This window comes from Nostoc sp. TCL26-01 (genome assembly GCF_013393945.1).
In the GTDB taxonomy this organism is placed as follows: domain Bacteria; phylum Cyanobacteriota; class Cyanobacteriia; order Cyanobacteriales; family Nostocaceae; genus Trichormus.
Genome location: NZ_CP040297.1, coordinates 2,253,223 through 2,272,061 on the forward strand (window position 1 = coordinate 2,253,223; position 18,839 = coordinate 2,272,061).

Here is an 18,839-nt window from a genome sequence, read left to right on the forward strand (position 1 = left end):
GTGAGGGAGTGAGGGAGTGAGGGACAAGGGGACAAGGGGACAAGGGGACAAGGGGACAAGGGGACAAGGGGATAAGAAGAAAATAATTTTGACCATTGACCATTGACCATTGACTAATGACTATTGACCAATAACTAATGACTCTTTATCTCCATCAAGACTACAATTTGTTATGAAAGTTGCACAGAAGCAGGAGTTGACCTTTGAATAAAGCTGGGTATTCTGGAGAACCATACAACTCATTGGGTGAACCAAGTGACGATATTCCGGCGGCTTTACGCGATACTCCTGATGTCGCACCCAAGGTACGGTTACAACGCTTGATTTTAGTGATTGGGGGACTAGGTGCATTTGTTCTTTTGGCTGTGATTAGCGGTTTTGTGTTTTTTATCACAGCACCGAAAAAAACTGCCGATTCTCAACCTTCACAAACTAGTTCTCCTACAACATCAACACCAGCAGTTAGTAATCCTGTGGACTCTCAGATTGTACTGGGACATTTAGCATACTCAGAAGCACCGGAGTCTGAATTAGCACCAATTAGTATTGATGGCAGAATCCGCTTGCGAAAAACTGCTGCTCAGAGGTTTCAGGCGATGGCACAGGCGGCGCGGAGTGCGGGAGTTATCCTTGTACCAATTTCGGGTTTTCGCTCGGTGAAAGAACAAGAGCAGTTGTTTTTTGCAATTGGCGCACAACGTAATCAAACTCCAGCTCAAAGGGCAGCTCTGAGCGCACCTCCTGGTCATAGCGAACATCATACAGGTTATGCAGTAGATATTGGGGATGGTAATGTCCCGGCAACCAATCTGGTCGATACCTTTGAAAAAACTAAAGCATTTCAGTGGTTGCAAGCGAATGCGGCGCGTTTTGGCTTTGAGATGTCCTTTACAAGAGACAATGCTCAAGGGGTGAGTTATGAACCTTGGCACTGGCGTTTTGTAGGCGATCGCAGTAGTCTAGAAACATTCTATAAAGCTAGAAACTTCAAACCAGCGAAAATAACTCCGTAACTATTCCCCATGAGACGCTTTACCTCGCTTGCCTACTCAAAGGGACTTAACAAACTTCATTGGGTGTAAAACTTCGTAGCAACACCCTCACTTGCGACTTCTTTAAGGTTTTATTGATATATTCTTTCACTACATGGATTTATATTAAATTGCTAATATGCAAATATTAGCTAAAAAAATAGTCTTTCTATACTTGGATATAAAGACAAAAAGCTTATATAACAGTACTTGTAGATAAATCTTGGTAAGATAAATTTACTGCTAGAGAGTGAAATGATGTTAATTATTATACCGATACACTAATAATTTTAGCATTATATCTGAGCTTCTCTTGACAAAGACTATCAATTTGCTAGAGGATTTTGCTAGTCTGGTTGTTGATTTATGATGAGGCAGTAAATGAGCATTCAAAATCTGTTTGCCGCAGGCGGCGTGGTAATGTGGCCGCTACTGGGGTTTTCTGTGTTAGCGTTGGCGCTGATTGTTGAACGTGTGAGGTTTTGGCTGACAATCAATAATCGTCAAAGGCGGGTAATTAGAGAGGTTTTGAACTTGTATCAGCTAAATAATGTAGTTGGTACAATAGATAAACTCAGGCAAAATGTAGATTTACCACTAGCACGGATATTTTTATCAGCCTTAGAATTAGAAGAGCCGACACCAGAAGAATTCCGTCTGGCATTAGAAAGCGAGGCGCAAGCGGAGATACCTATATTGAAGCGCTTTCAAAATATTTTTGATACCGTTATTGGACTAGCACCCTTACTTGGTCTACTGGGGACTGTTTTGGGCTTGATTACTTCCTTTGCCTCTTTGGATATTGGTGATGTTGGGGGAACAAAAACTGCCGGGGTAACGGCTGGGATTAGTGAAGCGTTGGTATCTACTGCATCAGGACTAGTAGTAGCGATATTTACACTGTTTTTTGCTAATACTTTCCGGGGATTGTACATTCGTCAAACAGCTTTAATTCAAGAGTATGGTGGTCAATTAGAATTACTGTATCGCCGCAAGTACGAACGAGGAGAGAGAGCATATGCGTCTACCAGATGAGCCAGATATCCCCGCACAGATTAATATCGTGCCGATGATTGATGTAATTTTTGCGATTTTGACATTCTTTATCATGTCAACATTGTTTCTCACTCGCTCTGAAGGGTTGCCAGTAAATTTACCCAAAGCGGCGACAGCCAGACAACAGCAAGTACCCACAAAAATCACGATTACGGTAGATGATAAAGGAGCAGTCAGTCTAAATCGCCAACCAATTGTAGTGGATGCTATTGCCGAACAAGTGCGTGACTTGATTGGTTCTAGTCCAGAAACGTTAGTGGTGATTAATGCTGATGCCAATGTAGGACACGGTAAAGTAGTAGCAGTGATGGATCAAGTACGACAGGTAAAGGGAGCAAAATTAGCGATCGCTACTCAAAAAAAATAGTTATTAGTCATTGGTCATTAGTCATTAGTCATTAGTTACTTAGTGAGTGAGGAGTCAATGATTTTGACTATGGACTATTGACTATTGACTATTGACTATTGACTATTGACTACTGGCTTTTGATATTTGCCTGGATACTTGCGCTGAAAATAATCTTCCATGATTTTGAGGATCATGGGAGCTGCAACGCTACCACCACCACCACCAGAATGTTCAGCAAAGGCGACGATTAAAATTTCGGGCTTATCAGCCGGCGCGTAAGCACCAAACCAAGCATGATTTTCTTTGACTCCGCGATTCCAAGCTTCGGCTGTACCGCTTTTACCTGCGACTGGGGGAATAGTTGGTTTGTTTAAAACTTTGCCTGTACCCTCAGCAACAACCTTTCGCAACCCTTCACGGAGAGTTTTGATTGTTGTGGGCTTCATGTTTAAAGATTCTCGCCAACTTTTCGCCTCTTCATGATCTTTCAGCAAGTGGGGCTGGACTCGATAACCACCATTAGCAGGTACAGCAAACATAATTGCAACCTGCATAGGAGTAGTTTGCAATGCACCTTGGCCAATTGACATATTAATAGTGTCGCCTACTGTCCAAGGTATTTTCCAGGCTTTTTGTTTCCATGTCTCATCGGGAACTAAACCCCTAGCTTCCTCGGAAGCAAATTCAAAACCTGTTTTTTTGCCAAACCCATATTTGCGAGTCCACTCAATCAAAGTCGGGCCACCGACACCTCTACCAATTTGATAGAAGAAAGTATCACTACTCCACTGCATTGCCCCGACAAAACCCAAGGGGCCAAACCCGGCATGATTCCATTCGCCAAAGCGAGTTCCACCGATAGTTAAGGAACCGTAGGTTTGCAAGACTGTGCTAGGGGAGAATTTACCTGATTCTAACCCCGCAGTAGCTGTGACAATTTTGAAGGTACTCGCAGGTGGAAAAGCGCTTAAAGCCCGATTAACGAGGGGATGTTCTTCACCTTGAACAGATTCCCAATCTTTTTGAGTGAGTTTCTGCTTAGAGAAGATATTGGGATCAAAGGTGGGGTGAGAGACTAGGGCTAAAACAGCACCATTTTTGGGATCAATTGCGATGATAGCCCCATTGCGATCGCTTAAAGCTTTTTCTGCCGCTTTTTGGACATTTATATCTATGGTTAGATGTAAATCATTACCAGCTTTCGCTTGTTTTTCTCCCAGAACTCGCAATGGTCTACCAGCCCCATCGACTTCTACTTGTTGTCCACCCCATTCACCACGCAGCAGCTTCTCATAAGCCTTTTCCGCACCCATTTGACCAATAACATCACCTAATCTGTATCCCTCTTGTTTCCTAGCTTTTAACTGTTCAGCCGTCAATTCTCGCGTATAACCCAACACATGAGCCAATTCTTTACCATGTGGATAATAGCGTACAGCTTCTGTATGTATTTCTACATCTTTGAGTTCGCTTGCATATTCCTTGATGGCTGTGATTTGCGCTTCATTTAAATCACGCGCAATGCGAATCAGAGAAGAAGAATTAGCTCCTGCTTCGTCTAATTTCTTCTCAATATCTTCTTGGGGAATTTCTAAAATTTTGGCCAAACGTGGTGCGACAACTGGCCAAGAGGGTTTTTTATGCGCCATTGGCCAAAGATATACAGAACGGGGATAGCGGGTGCTAGCCAAGAGTTTGCCATTCCGGTCAAAAATATTACCGCGTTCTGGTTGTTTGGGAATGATGCGAATCCGGTTTGATTCAGCTCTTTGACGGAATTGCTTACCTTCAACAATTTGTAAGTATGCTAACCGCACACTAATTCCCGTCATCATTAACAGAGTAAACACAATCAAGAATACAGGCTGAAATCCTTTACCAACAGTCCTGGTATCTTTTTTACCAATAGACGAAAATGGTTGTAGTGTAGCCATAAGATGAAAATAATTACTCAAAAATAAAAATATTTTTCCATAATTTATTGTCCTACATCCCAAGAAGGGTGATAGTTACCCGAAATCATTTTTGTAGAGACGTAGCAGAGACGTAGCACTGCTACGTCTCTACCATATATTTTGGATGATGAGGCAAAAATTTTAGTAATTGAATCATAGGATAAATGACGATTCTGTACATGAGTGTGACTTGTATATGATTCCCAAAACTGCCAACTACTATTCAATGTGTAACAATCCGGTACGTATCTTTCTGCACAATTGTTTTTGATGGATACAATTAACCCAAGGCTACGAAGAGTTGGCTTGATCGACTACATTATATAGACTAAATCACGTAAGATCACTGCATTCTACTAATGAATATGGCTCAAACTGTGACGCAGAATCTCAAGGGCATGAAAACGCTACAACCACTGGATGTTGAACTGCGTAACGTGTTCAAATTTTTTAATCAGGAACCGGCGGTACATGGAGTAGATTTAGATGTTAGGCAGGGGGAATTTTTTAGTATTCTCGGCCCTTCTGGCTGTGGTAAGACCACTACGCTACGTTTAATTGCCGGTTTTGAAAGCGTGGATGCAGGTAAGTTATTGATTCAAGGTCAGGCCATGACTAATGTGCCTCCCTATCGCCGACCAGTGAATACAGTGTTTCAGAGCTATGCCTTATTTAACCATCTCAACGTTTGGGATAACATTGCCTTTGGACTGAGATTGAAAAAATGCCGCAAACCGCAAATTGAAGAGAGAGTCAAAGAAGCTTTAAAACTGGTGAAAATGGAGAGTTTGCGATCGCGTTTTCCTAGTCAACTTTCTGGAGGACAACAGCAGCGCGTCGCTTTGGCTAGGGCTTTAGTCAACCGTCCGGCGGTGGTGTTGCTGGATGAACCCTTGGGGGCTTTAGATTTAAAACTGCGTAAGGAAATGCAGGTCGAGCTGTCAAATTTACACAAAGACCTGGGTTTAACCTTTATTATGGTGACCCATGACCAAGAAGAGGCGTTATCATTGAGCGATCGCATCGCTGTGATGAATCAAGGCAAAATTGAGCAAATTGGTACTCCCAGCCAAATTTACGAACATCCCCAGACAGTTTTTGTCGCTGATTTTATCGGTGATACTAATTTATTTAGTGGTGAAATCACAGCATCAGAAGCCGAGTACATCCAAATAGTCACGAAAACTGGACTAACAATTGTCGTTGCACGTCATGAAGACACGCCAACAGAATTATTAAAATCTGTAGTGGTAAGTGTCCGTCCCGAAAAAATTCAGCTTTCCCTTTATCAGCCTAGTTTAGTTAACAACTGCTTTGAAGGCAGACTAGTCAACGTGATGTATTTAGGCACTCACGTTAACTATGTAGTGGAACTAATCAACGGCATTAATATTAATGTTTTACAACCCAATACCTTTGGTACTTTACCAGACCGTGACACACCAATTTACGCTTGGTGGGGTGAAAGTGATTGTTTGGCAATTAGTCAATAGTCAATGGTCAATGGTCAATAGTACATAATTCATAGTTTATAGATGCCTAGTAAGTATTTTCAAGAATTACGAGTTTATCAACTAGCAGAAAAATTAGCTGATGAAATTTGGCAAATAGTTGAGAGTTGGGATATGTTTGCTAAAAATACGATAGGTACACAGATGGTACGTTCGGCAGATAGTATCGGAGCGAATATAGCAGAGGGTGTTGGTAGAGGTAGTTATCAAGATAATAAAAGATTTGTGCGAATGGCAAGAGGTTCGTTAAACGAGACTAAACATTGGCTAAGACGGGCATACACTCGTAAATTGTTAACAGTAGAACAGATAGATAAACTGAAAGCCATGCTCCAAGAGTTAGGGCCTCAATTAAACTCCTACTTAAAATCAATTGGTACTACCTCATAAAAATAATAACTAATAACTATTGACTATTGACTATTGACTATTGACCAATGACTAATAACCAATGACTATTGACTATTGACTATTGACTATTGACCAATGACTAATAACCAATGACTAATAGAAGAAAATTTATCCAAAGCATCACAGCACTTTCTAGTTTATCTTTAACCAGTTGTGGTTGGAGATTGGCTGATGTGCGAGCTACTACTGCTTCTGGTCGCAGTGACCAGTTGTATATTTATACTTGGACACAATATTCAGATAAAAATTTATTACAAACTTTTAGCGCGCAAACTGGAATGAAAGCGCTAGTAGATGTGTATGATTCTAATGAAGTCATGCTGGCTAAATTGTTAGCTGGTGGTGGTGGTAGTTATAGCCTAATTTACCCATCTGATTATATGGTGCAGAAGATGGTAGATAAGGGTTTATTGATGGAATTAAAGCGCGATCGCCTCATTGGGTTAGAAAATTTATTTCCGCAATTTCAAAATCCCAGTTATGATCCCAAAAACCGTTACAGCATTCCGTTTAATTGGGGAACAACTGGATTACTCTATAATTCTGAAATCCTCAAAGAACCACCAAAAGATTGGGACTATCTATGGCAAAATCAAAAATTCCTGAGTAAGCGCATGACATTATTAAATGATGTGCGAGAAGTTATGGGTGCAGTTTTGCGAATGTTGGGTTATTCTTATAACTCCCAAAATGAAAATGAAATTAAACAAGCTTATGAAAAATTAACTACCTTGAAACCAGCGATCGCTGCTTTTGATACCGATGCTTGGCAAAATCAAATTCTTGCGGGTGATTTAGTTTTAGCGATGTGTTATTCAGCAGATGCTATTAGAGTCAGCAAGGAAAACCCTAAATTTAAATATGTCATTCCCCGCAGTGGTTCTTCTCTCTGGACAGATACAATTGTAATTCCTAAATCAGCACCTAATTTAGATGGAGCCTATGCTTGGATTAACTTTATTTTACAACCAGAAGTAGCGGCAACTATTAGTCAAAGATTGAAAATTTCCACTCCTAACTATGCAGGCTTTGAACAATTACCAAATAAATTTCAGAAAAACGAAAACTTATTCCCTCCAGACGAAATTTTAGCAAAATGTGAACGGATCAGTCCCTTGGGACAATTTGAAGAAGTGTATGAGCGTTACTGGACGCAATTAACAAGTAGTTAAAATCAATTGAAAATGCAAAATTGTGGCTACAGAAATTCGTGATGTTTCCGATGAAATTGGGCAAATAGAGAAGTTAAATCGCCCTTGGTTTAGCTTTATTCGACCTTTGGCATTACTCGCACCATCTGGTGTTTGGTTGTTACTTTTGTTAGTGCTACCAACATTGATAATTTTGGAGTTGAGTTTAGTACCAAATATTAGACCGGGAGATATAGTTAATCCCCAGGGATTTGATAATTATATTCGCATACTTGATCCCTTATACTTACAAGTGATTGGGCGATCGCTCTGGTTAGCAGTCGGTACAACGATCATCTGCTTAGTCTTGGGTTTCCCTGTCGCTTATTGGATTGCCCAAATTGCCCCGAAGCGTTGGCGTAACTCGCTCATATTAGGCTTTGTCTTGCCTTTGTGGACTTCTTCTTTGCTGCGTTCCTACGCTTGGATTACTATTTTGCGTCCCACTGGTTTATTCAACAGTTTGTTGAGTACTTTCGGCTTACCAACTCTAGAATTACTAAATCGGACACCAGCAGTTTTAATTGGCATGAGTTATGGCTTATTGCCCTACATGGTGTTAATTTTATATGCGTCGCTAGAAAAATTAGATAAACGTCTATTAGAAGCAGCAGCCGATTTAGGTGCTAATCCTGTACAGGCTTTTTGGCGAGTCACAGTTCCCCAAGTTGCACCAGGAATAACTGCGGCTTCACTGCTAGTTTTCATCACAGGTTTAGGGGATTTTGTTGACCCTGAATTACTTGGTGGTGCATCGAGTATGACAGCAGCAAGGTTAGTTTATAACCAATTTCTCGGCGTTACCCAAAATTGGGGCTTTGGTTCAGCTTTGAGTATGACATTAATTTTAGCGGTGAGTATAGCGATCGCTCTATTAATTAAGTTCGGTGAAACTACACCCAGACAATAATTCTGATACGGTAACTGGTAAGAACAGAAAAACTGTTGGCAGTTGGCTACAATGCCTCTATTGAGCAAAGGAATCAAGTCATGTCTGAGTTAAAAATCAGCATCAGTGAAACCACCCACAAAACTCTACTAAAATTGGCAGAGACATCTGGCGAAACACTCCAGACAATTTTAGATAAAGCTATCGAAAACTATCGCAGGTCTGTGTTTCTAACACAAGCAAATCAAGCTTTTGCTGCTTTAAGACAGAATGATACATTGTGGCAAGAGGAACTTGCAGAAAGACAAGCTTGGGAACAGACTCTGACGGATGGGATGGAAGAATAGTGACATTATCTGCTTCCTCATATCTTGCACCAAGCGACTGGAAGTCGCGGCTACACAGGCAAAACCCGCCTGCGCGGGTTTCAAATGCTTGATGTTGCGTTAGTCCGCGTAGGCGGACTTTGTTTGTATAGCCGCGATTTCTAATCGCTGGGGCTAGGTGCAAGATGTGAGCTTCTATTAATGACATTAATTTTAGCAGTGAGTATGACGATCGCTCTATTAATTAAGTTCGGTGAAACTACACCCAGACAATAATGCTGATGCTAATTTCGCTGCTGTTGAATTTCTTTTAGCAGTTCCCAGCACATATCAAATTTACCAATTACCCACTCTATTCTCATCCCAAACTTCTAATGCTAATTCCTGAAGATAGTTAAGTCCACTTTGGATTTGTGTATCTGTACCTTGTAAATCCAGATCAAACCAACCATCACCAACAGCATTAGCTCCTAAAATTGCCGCAGTAATATTGACAGTCAAACCATAATCGGAGACTAGGTGAGAAATCACAGGTTCTTGGTGATAGTCTTTGGGAATCCGCACGCGAATCCTTTTATGAATAAGTGTGTTGTCGCTAGCCATAATTAATAGGGAATTGCGAGTAAGAAACAAGTAGAGAAGAATTTTTGACTAATGACTAATGACCAATGACCATTACTTATTCCACTTCTTTGATGCTAGTTTTACGCTCTACAATCTCTTTTAAGATTAAGGTAACTACTGCTAGTAGTGCTAGGAGTACAGCTGCTGAAAAAGCAGCTTCAGTTTCATATTGTTTGTAAGCGTCTTCTACAAACAGTGGCAAACTTTGAGTAGTATTAGCAATGTTACCTGAGACAACGGAAACTGCACCAAACTCACCCATCGCTCTGGCATTGGTTAAAATTAAGCCGTAGAGTAAACCCCAGCGAATACCCGGTAGAGTAACACGCCAAAATGTTTGCCAATCGTTCGCACCTAAAGTTTTAGCAGCTTCTTCTTGGTCACTGCCAAACTCTTCTAAAACGGGGATGACTTCACGAGCCACAAAGGGCATACTGACAAAAGCTGTGGCTAGCACCATGCCGGGAAAGGCAAAAATAATCTTGATATCATGGGACTCAAGTAGAGGGCCAAACCAGCCATTACGCCCATAGAGTAGGACAATCATCAAGCCAGCAACTACAGGCGAGATGGAGAAAGGCAAGTCGATGATACTTAAAACAAAGGCTCGTCCAGGGAATTTATGCCGAGCGATCGCCCAAGCAGCACACAAACCAAATACAGTATTTAAAGGTACGGCAATTAGTGCTAGCAATACGGTTAATTTTGCCGCATTGAGAAAATCAGCCCGGACAAGATTGGCGAAAAATGGCCCGATGCCTTTACTGAAGGCTTGGACGAAAACATTGATTGCTGGTATGTATTGAATCAGTGCTAAATAAGCGATCGCTACAATAATCAAAACTGTAGGAACCCAACTCTTTTTTTGTTGTGGACTCGCTTCATCTGTATCACCACTACCAGAGTGTAGTTTTGGCTTATTTATTGTCATATCTTCTCGCCCACCCTTGTAAAAGATTAATTCCTAACAACAACACTAGAGAAATAGACAGCAAAACTATACCGATTACCGTTGCGCCAGAATAGTCATACTGCTCTAATCTTTGGAAAATCAACACCGGTGCAATCAAATCTTGGTAAGGTGTGTTGGAAGAAATAATCACAGTCGAGCCATATTCCCCGACAGCACGGGAGAAACCCAAAGCCACACCAGTCAAAATTGATGGAAACAATGGTGGTAAAATCACATTCCAAAAGGTCTGCCATTGGGAAGCACCCAAAGACCAAGCAGCCTCTTCAATTTCATGTTCCATCTCTTGCAGTACAGGTTGCACTGTTCTGACGATAAATGGTAACGAAATAAACACCATTGCTACCCAAACCCCTAAACGGGTAAATGAGACTTTAATACCCAAGGGGGCAAGCAATGAGCCAATCCAACCGTTATCACTGTATACTGTCGCCAGTGTTAAACCTGCTACTGAAGTAGGTAATGCAAACGGTAAATCTACGGTGGCATCAACTATGCGTTTCAAGGGAAAGTCGTAGCGTACCAAAACCCAGGCAATCAGTGTACCAAATACACCATTTAGCAAGGCTGCTAATACAGAAGTGACGAATGTCACATTATAAGTTGCTAATGCCAGTTCACTTGTAGCAATCTCCCAAAACCTAGCTGGCGTTTCGGTACTGGCTTTGAGAAACATGGCAGCTATCGGTACGAGTAACATGACTATTAGGTACACAATAGTAATTCGCCATGTCCAAGGAAGTTGTATAACTTTTCGGAAAAATGTCTTCCAAGCAGGATCTCTAGCTTCAACTTCCGCAGTCTGAGATAAAGTCATAAACAATTCAAAATTTATACTGAGCTTGTCGAACTTTCAAAATTCCAAAACTTGAGGAGTTATTGGTATGGTAATCCGATTTGATTTCTGAATCACTCGTAAAGGTAGGGAACTAGGGACTGGGGACTGGGAAGTTAATTCTTCCTAATACCCAATACCCAATACCCAATACCCATTACCGCTTATTCTTGGCTTGAATTTGGTCAAAAACACCGCCATCAGCAAAGAATTTCTTGTCAATGGCACTCCAACCACCAAAATCCTGTGCAGTACCTAAAGTTTTCACTTTGGGAAATTTATCTGTTACTTCTTTACTTTGGGCTATCGTCTCATCTACTGGTCGGAAACCTAATTTCACAAACTCTTCTTGGGCTTCTGGAGTGTAGAGGAATTTAACAAACCCTTCTGCTACTTCTCTGTTCCCATGCTTATCGACGTTCTTATCGACAACAGCAATGGGATTGTCAATGGAGATATTCACATCGGGAATGACGTAATCTAGTTTTTCGCCTTTTTGTTGTGCCAGGATGACTTCGTTTTCATAGTTAATTAAAACGTCACCTTGTCCTTGCTTGGCAAAGGCATCAGTAGCTTCTCGTGCATCCTTTGTGAGAATGGGTACATTCTTATAGACCTTAGCTACGAATTCTGTAGCTTTAGCATCGTCGCTACCAGTCTTAATCGCTGAGTTCCACAACGCTAGGAAGTTCCAACGAGCAATCCCTGATGTTTTTGGATCGGCTGTAATCAATTTGACATTATCTTTAGCCAAATCTGACCAAGTTTTAATTCCCTTGGGATTACCTGGGCGAGTAATGATGGCTGCCACAGATTTAGAAACAATCCCGTTATTGGGAACTTCTGTTTCCCATCCTGACTGAATTAGTCCGGCTTTTTCGATTTTTTGGGTATCTAAAGCTAATGCCAAGTGAACAACATCGGCTTCTAAACCGTCAATCACAGCGCGAGTTTGGGAACCAGAACCGCCGTAACTTTGCTTAAAGGTGACAGTTTGGTTATGTTCTTGCTTCCATTTTTCGATAAATTTAGGAATGATGGCTTCGTGGGCTGCTTTGGTAACAGCAAAGGAAACTAAGGTTAATTCAACATTTGGTTTGTTGGCTGCTACAGGACTAGCTGAAGGTGTTTCTGTAGATGAATTACCACCGTTTCCACCAGAGCAGGCGGCTAGCGCTACACTCAAAATAGCCCCTACTAGCATGAGTGACACAAAGCCTCTCAAGGAATTGCATCTGAATCTATGTGTCTTCTGCTCAATCATTAATAGCCAGTTTTTTAGGGGACGCTGCCACGTAGTCATTGAATATCCTCCACATAAATCTACTGTTAATTGATAAGAATACAGTTATATACAGTCTAACGGTACATCAATGTCATGGATAAAAAGAAAACTTCATATTCTCGATAGAGAATATGGTGAATAGGGAGATTCTACCAGCTGCATGAGCAATTTAAAATGCTTTGAGGTGGAACTATCAAGTTGTCATCACATTTGCACAGATTGTGTTGAAAAGAACTTGATATTAGATGGCTGATTATTGACTATTATCTATCGTTGTTTTAGTTAATGTTTGACTGAGAAAGACTTTTAGCTGCTTGGTTTGAGAGTGAGCGATCGCTTGCTTTTCATTCATATCTTCGTATATTCCGAAATTTTGTCGGTTACTTTACTTTTTTATAACACTGTTTTACGATATACAAACCGTAGATTATCAGTAAAAAGACGGTTAAATATTTTGTCAGGTTTACTACTACTGATTGAAAAAATCTTGGTAGAGAACTTGCATCAACTCAATACCCTTAGCTACCTAGTGAGTCACATCTCATGACACCCAAGTTTTTATCTAGACTAACTTCAACCTACATTTTTCCCAGTTTTCAGCCATCTGTAACGCAACCCTCAGCTTTAGTACTAGCAGCAGGCTTAGGTTTAAGTACTTTCATGCCCTTGGCAGCAACAAATTCTCAGATTGCATCTGCTAGCCAGAAAACCCAACTCATTAGCCAAGGCAAAAAAGTTGAAATTACCCTCGTTTCCTACGCAGTCACAAAAGCTGCCTACGAGAAAATCATTCCTCAGTTTGTCGCCAAATGGAAGCGAGAAAAAGGCCAAGATGTGATAGTGCGTGAAAGCTACGGTGGCTCTGGTTCTCAAACTCGTGCTGTGATTGATGGCTTAGAAGCTGATGTTGTAGCTTTAGCACTAGCACTAGATACCGAGAAAATCGAAAAAGCCGGCTTAATTAAACCAGGCTGGGAAAAAGAAGCACCGAACGGCTCAATTGTGACTCATTCAGTAGTAGCGCTAGAAACCAGAGAAGGAAATCCCAAAAAAATTCAAAACTGGAGTGACTTAACTAAACCCGGTGTCAAAGTCATTACCGCAAATCCCAAAACATCCGGCGGCGCGCGCTGGAACTTCCTGGCTTTGTGGGGAGCGATCGCCAAAAATGGTGGTAGTGACTCCCAAGCTTTAGACTATGTAACCAAAGTCTACAGAAATGTCCCAGTATTACCCAGAGATGCACGGGAAGCTAGCGATGTCTTCTATAAAAAAGGGCAAGGAGATGTGCTACTCAACTACGAAAACGAAGTCATCTTAGCAGCCCAACAAGGTAAAACCTCACCTTCTTACACCATTCCCCAAGTCAATATCTCTATCGATGGCCCCGTAGCAGTTGTTGACAAGAATGTGGATAAACATGGTACTCGTCAGGTGTCAGAAGCTTTCGTCAAGTTCTTGTTCACCCCAGAAGCACAACGAGAGTTTGCCAAAGTTGGTTTTAGACCGGTAAACTCTGCTGTAGCTAAAGAAGTCGGCAATAAATTTCCTAAGGTTGCTAAACTCTACAATGTGCAGAGTTTAGGCGGTTGGGACAGCATACAGAAGAAGTTTTTTAATGATGGCGCTATCTTTGACAAAATCCAAAGTGGACGACGTTAATTTTTGGGAGTGCTGAGGCTAAATCTAACACTCAAATGAGAGATGTAGAGACGTTGCAATGCAACGTCTCCAAATAATTTATGTGTCTCATGATTAACGTGAAATGGTATTAGTTTTCCCCATACCTTTCACTCATGCTGGAGTGGTAAACCATCCTGAAAAACCAATAGTTCACCTGGTTGAATTGGTGTCCAGACTTCATTATCTGTGAGGGGAGTAGTAGCAATCACAGCCACGCGATCGCGTGGTGTTGTTAACTCCCGAAAATCTACAGTCATATCCTGATCAATCAGGTGAGCAGCTGCAAAAGGTGCTTGACGAACTATATAGTTGAGATTGGTTGAGCAGTGGGTAAAAAAATGTTCTCCGTCTGAGAGTAAGTAATTGAAAACACCGATTGATGCTAATTGTGCGGTTACTTTTTGCAGTACAGGATACAACCTTGCTAAACTTGGTTTACCGTCAGGAAAGTTTTGTCGCAAAGTTTCCAGCATCAGACAAAATGCTTTTTCACTATCGGTATTACCTACTGCTTGATAAAAACCCTGACTTTTATGTTGAAAATCTGGCAAATTACCGTTGTGAGCAAATACCCAATACCGTCCCCATAATTCTCGACGAAAAGGATGGCAATTTTCTAAAGCCACTTCACCTTGGGTAGCTTTACGAATATGGGCAATGACATGGGTCGAGTGGATGGGATAGCAACGCACAAAATCCGCTATAGGAGAATCAATAGAGGGTTTATCATCTAAAAATATCCGACATCCGTTTCCTTCAAAGAAAGCAATACCCCAACCATCACTATGATGATCTGTTCTGCCTCCCCTAGCGGAAAACCCTTCAAAGGAAAAGCAGATATCCGTCGGAACATTGCAATTCATTCCCAGCAGTTGACACATTGATATTGCCGCTTCTGAATTTTGGACTCATGCCTCAAGATCAAGATACTTCAGAATGCGACATCTATTTTGGTGCGATCGCTGCAATCTGCAAATTTCCTCCTGAATCGATTAAGCCAAAACCTCGTAACGACGAATATCTGGTTCATTAGCCACCAATCCCACCAATTTTGCTCCTACTGCTTGCAAATGGGGCGAATCTAAATGAGCATCCAACGCTTCAGCAGATGCCCATTCCTCAACAAATGTAAAATCTGTAGGATCTGACTGATTTTGTAGAAGTTCATACTTAATTGCACCAGCTTCTTTTCTAGTCGGTTCAATTAGTTCTAATAATACAGCTTTCAGTTCTCCTACTTTGTCGGGTAAAGCTACGACACGAGCAACAACACGCACAGTTTGAGTAGTCATTGGTGTTTTAGTTTGCTGACAAGTTTCTAATTTAACTCTAAAAGGGTTCTAGTTTGTTGACCTACGACCCCATCTGCTGATAACCCTTTTGACTCTTGAAAAGCCTTAACAGCTTTGTCTGTTTCTTGATCAAATACCTGATTAGCTTGTTCTAATGGAATACCCGCTTTTCTCAAAGCTAACTGTAACTCACCAACATCTTTCCCTTGTTGTGATGGTGTTGTTAACTTCAAAACTCTAGGATATCCCACATTTGAGAATCCTTCAGATGGAGAATTATAAATACATTTTAAGGTTTGTTCTCCTAAATCCCCATCTTCAGCAATTTGGTTATTGGGATTTGCTTTGTTCCAAAGTTTTTGAAAAGCTTTGATAGAATCAGGGCGAATATCTCTAATATCATCAGATGTGCAATCAAAGTGCATGGCATCTTTATTACCATAAGTCCATCGCCATCCATGACTGGTCATTAGAGTTCTCACCTCTGGCCATTCTTCGATGTCTAAAGACGCACCTTTTTGATGGTCTGATTTTCCCGGATATCCTACGAGATTATCAATTAATCCCCTCTGTTTTTGGCTATACAGCATTGCTTGAGCAATCACAGAACGGTAGGCACTATTGATAGTCAAAGGTTTACCGTAAGCTGTTAATACTGATTTTAAAGCATTCCGTGCTGGAAGTTGACAGTAAGGAAACAGCCCATCACCTTTGTTAATATTTAAGTCAGCAATAGTGACTAATGAATTAGGAGCTAATTGATTTAATTGCCAAAAAAGCTGCAAATCTAATCCTCGGACTGCAATTGTACTACCTGCCGTGATCTCTTTAACTAAAACCATAGTCTTTTTTAATACCTTTAAAACTTATTTTAGCTACACAGTGTTCTATTCCATCAGGTTGATATTCTATTGTCAAATTTCTGACAACAAATTTTATTTATTGAGATAAAGCGTAAAATTTATACCATATGGGATTCATATTTGATCTCTAAAAATTATGTAGGGTGTGTTGTAGCGCAGCGCAGCGCACCAAATTCAGCATTAAACGTAGGTTGGGTTAAGTGCAGCGCAACCCAACATAGATATTAAAAACCCAGTATGGATATTGGTGTTGAGTTACCCTACTAAAAATGAAGCAGATTTTTATTTTTGTAGGGTGCGTTAACGAAGTAACGCACCGTCTTAATCTCATTGGCGGTGCGTTGCGCTACCCTGCGGGTTCTCCGAAGGAGTACGCAACAACGCACCCTACTATTGCACTATTTTAGTATCAGGACTTTGTTGGGTTTCGCTGTCGCTCAACCCAACCTACTTCTCTACTTAACTGAACCGTATTGTCTTAAAAACCCAGTATGGATATTGGTGTTGGGTGACCCTGCTAAACATGAAGCAGAGCATCTCAGCAACAAAGAAAGACGTAAAGTCTATTATCTCATATCTTGCACCAGGCGACTGGAAGTCGCGGCTACACAGGCAAAACCCGCCTGCGCGGGTTTCAAAACCTTGATTTTGTGTTAGTCCGCGTAGGCGGACTTAGTTTGTATAGCCGCGATTTCTAATCGCTAGGGCTAGGTGCAAGATGTGAGTTATTACTTTACGTCTAGTCCATCTTGATTTGAGATTTTTTATGATTATCTAAATCAGTCCTAACACTGATCCAACAGTTGATTTAATCGAATCTCTAGCATCTTTCAAAGTTTGAGTAATTGGATGCTTGGTTTGCAAGAATACTCGCGCGCAATTGCGTCCTGGCATTCCCGAAATTGAACCACCGGGATGAGTTCCCGCACCGGTGAGAAATAAGTTTTCAATGGGGGTTTTGTAATTGGCAATTTCTGGCAGGGGACGGAAAAACACCATTTGATCTAAGCTCATATCAATGTGGTAGTAATTACCTTTATATGCGCCTAATCTTTCACCTAATTCGGCTGGACTTTCTACCCGACGGGCAATAGTTGCGGTCTTGACATTGGGTGCATAGCTGGCTAATTTATCTATCACTTTGTCAGCAACTTGATTTTTCAATTCATCCGTCCAACCAGTCCCTTTCAAACCTGTACCTTCAGCACCAGCAATTTGATAAGGGGCAAAAAACTCAATCCACAGTGTATGTTTGCCTGCGGGTGCTAATGTGGGATCGAGAGCGCTGGGCATGACAACATACATAGATGGATCAGCATCAGGAATCTCACCCAAGGTACATTTACTATGGGCTTGTTCCACATGAGCAACGGAATCAGCAATTAAAATCGAACCAATTAAGTATTCGTCTTTGTGAGCATGATAGGGAAAACGCAGGGGTTCATCTAATGCCAAATCTATCTTGAGGATGGTTTCATTGTTGTTAACAATACGGCGTTCTAAGCGTTCCCACAAGTCAGAGTCAGCTGCATCGATATCGCTTTTATCGGTCATTTGTAAAAACAAACGTTTAGCATCGATGTTAGAAATCACCCCATATTTAGCTCGATATTCTTGACCACCAGCTACCCTTACACCGACAGCTTTACCATCATCAATTAGAACTTTCTCAACGTGCTGGTCTGTGAGAATAACGCCGCCTTTGCTGGTAACGAGGTTAACTAAAGCTTTGACTAATGCGCCTGTACCACCACGAGGTCGAGCCATACCAGGATTGTGACGCATTGCCATCATAATTGCCCCAATCGCTAGAGTTTTTTGTGATGGTGGCGCACCGAGTTCTGATGCTAGTCTGGCTAGGGGTGCTTTGAGAAATTCCGAGTCAAACCATTCGTTAAGTAAATCTTCCGCACTAGTCATCATGTTGCGGACAAAATCTAGGGTTTTGTTGGGGGAACCAATGACGGAAAATAAATCTTTGAATTTGGTAATGTCGTAGTTACCCAGGATATCTATAACTGATTTGGGTGGGGCATTGAACATAGGAATCATTGCACCTATTGCCCGTTGCCAGTAGTCGGTAAATTCTGCATATTTTCTGGCATCGCGATCGCTATAACGAGCGATTTCGGCACAAGTCTTTTCTAGGGATTTATGGGCTAAGAAATATTTGCCATCAGGATGAGGACAGAAGACAACTGGGTCACACTCTAGATATTCTAAGCCGTATTTTTCTAGTTCTAATTCTTCTACTACTGGCCCCAGGTGAATAAATTCATGGTCAATTGCACACAAGTTAAATTTAAATCCGGGGGCTTCTTTGGGTAAACATTCTTCAGTGGTGGCTGCACCACCAGGAACCGAGCGTTTTTCTAGTAACAAGACATTGTAGCCTGCTTTGAGTAAATAAGCTGCACAAACTAAACCATTATGTCCTGCACCGATAATTACAACATCATACTCTTGCATATTTTTGATTGGCTAGTAAAGGAGCTTGATAATACCACAAAGGTAAAAGATGAATGATAAAATGGAGTAATTATTAATCACTCATCATCTGATTCAGATA

Annotated in this window: 18 protein-coding genes; 9 read left to right on the forward strand and 9 right to left on the reverse strand. The window is 41.2% G+C overall.

Features of this window, described 5'->3' with window-relative positions; genetic code table 11:
* Positions 1 to 203 precede the first annotated feature (203 nt).
* From FD725_RS09730 to FD725_RS09740, 3 genes are all read left to right on the forward strand, one after another.
* Positions 204 to 1,013 (forward strand): D-alanyl-D-alanine carboxypeptidase family protein, encoded by an 810-nt coding sequence (locus tag FD725_RS09730; RefSeq protein ID WP_179047939.1) that lies wholly within the window; start codon positions 204 to 206, stop codon positions 1,011 to 1,013.
* Positions 1,014 to 1,412: 399 nt separating this feature from the next.
* Entirely contained in the window at positions 1,413 to 2,066 is a 654-nt protein-coding gene (locus tag FD725_RS09735) for a MotA/TolQ/ExbB proton channel family protein (RefSeq protein WP_179047940.1), read from the forward strand.
* Complete coding sequence (locus FD725_RS09740; protein WP_179047941.1) at positions 2,050 to 2,454, forward strand: biopolymer transporter ExbD; 405 nt, start codon at positions 2,050 to 2,052, stop codon at positions 2,452 to 2,454. The genes FD725_RS09735 and FD725_RS09740 overlap by 17 nt, the downstream gene beginning before the upstream one ends.
* A gap of 95 nt (positions 2,455 to 2,549) precedes the next feature.
* On the opposite strand, the gene mrdA is transcribed toward FD725_RS09740, so the two are convergent.
* Entirely contained in the window at positions 2,550 to 4,370 is a 1,821-nt protein-coding gene (mrdA, locus tag FD725_RS09745) for a penicillin-binding protein 2 (RefSeq protein ID WP_179047942.1), read from the reverse strand.
* A 380-nt stretch (positions 4,371 to 4,750) separates the two neighbouring features.
* Between mrdA and FD725_RS09750 the strand changes: the two genes are divergently transcribed.
* The 5 genes from FD725_RS09750 (at position 4,751) to FD725_RS09770 (ending at position 8,739) form a co-directional block, all read left to right on the forward strand.
* Positions 4,751 to 5,884, forward strand: a complete 1,134-nt coding sequence (locus FD725_RS09750; RefSeq protein WP_179047943.1) for an ABC transporter ATP-binding protein — start codon at positions 4,751 to 4,753, stop codon at positions 5,882 to 5,884.
* A 42-nt stretch (positions 5,885 to 5,926) separates the two neighbouring features.
* Positions 5,927 to 6,292, forward strand: a complete 366-nt coding sequence (locus FD725_RS09755; protein ID WP_179047944.1) for a four helix bundle protein — start codon at positions 5,927 to 5,929, stop codon at positions 6,290 to 6,292.
* 110 nt (positions 6,293 to 6,402) lie between these two features.
* On the forward strand, positions 6,403 to 7,485 hold the full coding sequence (locus tag FD725_RS09760; protein WP_179047945.1) for a spermidine/putrescine ABC transporter substrate-binding protein: 1,083 nt from the start codon (positions 6,403 to 6,405) through the stop codon (positions 7,483 to 7,485).
* 55 nt (positions 7,486 to 7,540) lie between these two features.
* Entirely contained in the window at positions 7,541 to 8,413 is an 873-nt protein-coding gene (locus tag FD725_RS09765) for an ABC transporter permease (protein ID WP_372726730.1), read from the forward strand.
* Positions 8,414 to 8,493: 80 nt separating this feature from the next.
* Positions 8,494 to 8,739 (forward strand): toxin-antitoxin system protein, encoded by a 246-nt coding sequence (locus tag FD725_RS09770; RefSeq protein WP_179047947.1) that lies wholly within the window; start codon positions 8,494 to 8,496, stop codon positions 8,737 to 8,739.
* Positions 8,740 to 9,054: 315 nt separating this feature from the next.
* On the opposite strand, the gene FD725_RS09775 is transcribed toward FD725_RS09770, so the two are convergent.
* From FD725_RS09775 to FD725_RS09790, 4 genes are all read right to left on the reverse strand, one after another.
* Entirely contained in the window at positions 9,055 to 9,321 is a 267-nt protein-coding gene (locus FD725_RS09775; RefSeq protein ID WP_179047948.1) for an NIL domain-containing protein, read from the reverse strand.
* A gap of 76 nt (positions 9,322 to 9,397) precedes the next feature.
* Entirely contained in the window at positions 9,398 to 10,273 is an 876-nt protein-coding gene (gene cysW, locus FD725_RS09780) for a sulfate ABC transporter permease subunit CysW (protein WP_179047949.1), read from the reverse strand.
* A complete protein-coding gene (gene cysT / locus FD725_RS09785; RefSeq protein ID WP_179047950.1) occupies positions 10,260 to 11,129 on the reverse strand; it encodes a sulfate ABC transporter permease subunit CysT in 870 nt (289 codons plus the stop codon). Before cysT ends, cysW begins: the two co-directional genes overlap by 14 nt.
* Positions 11,130 to 11,304: 175 nt before the next feature.
* Complete coding sequence (locus tag FD725_RS09790) at positions 11,305 to 12,450, reverse strand: sulfate ABC transporter substrate-binding protein (protein WP_179047951.1); 1,146 nt, start codon at positions 12,448 to 12,450, stop codon at positions 11,305 to 11,307.
* Positions 12,451 to 12,975: 525 nt separating this feature from the next.
* Between FD725_RS09790 and FD725_RS09795 the strand changes: the two genes are divergently transcribed.
* Complete coding sequence (locus FD725_RS09795) at positions 12,976 to 14,094, forward strand: sulfate ABC transporter substrate-binding protein (protein ID WP_179047952.1); 1,119 nt, start codon at positions 12,976 to 12,978, stop codon at positions 14,092 to 14,094.
* A gap of 128 nt (positions 14,095 to 14,222) precedes the next feature.
* On the opposite strand, the gene FD725_RS09800 is transcribed toward FD725_RS09795, so the two are convergent.
* The 4 genes from FD725_RS09800 to crtO all read right to left on the reverse strand — a co-directional run bounded on the left by FD725_RS09800 (position 14,223) and on the right by crtO (position 18,739).
* On the reverse strand, positions 14,223 to 14,996 hold the full coding sequence (locus FD725_RS09800) for a class II glutamine amidotransferase (protein WP_179047953.1): 774 nt from the start codon (positions 14,994 to 14,996) through the stop codon (positions 14,223 to 14,225).
* A gap of 111 nt (positions 14,997 to 15,107) precedes the next feature.
* On the reverse strand, positions 15,108 to 15,407 hold the full coding sequence (locus FD725_RS09805) for a putative quinol monooxygenase (protein WP_179047954.1): 300 nt from the start codon (positions 15,405 to 15,407) through the stop codon (positions 15,108 to 15,110).
* A gap of 26 nt (positions 15,408 to 15,433) precedes the next feature.
* Positions 15,434 to 16,249: a peptidoglycan-binding protein gene (locus tag FD725_RS09810; RefSeq protein ID WP_179047955.1), complete on the reverse strand. Its 816-nt coding sequence runs from the start codon at positions 16,247 to 16,249 to the stop codon at positions 15,434 to 15,436.
* A 795-nt stretch (positions 16,250 to 17,044) separates the two neighbouring features.
* Positions 17,045 to 18,739, reverse strand: coding sequence for a beta-carotene ketolase CrtO (gene crtO / locus FD725_RS09815; RefSeq protein ID WP_179047956.1), 1,695 nt, complete (start codon positions 18,737 to 18,739; stop codon positions 17,045 to 17,047).
* Positions 18,740 to 18,839: the final 100 nt, after the last annotated feature.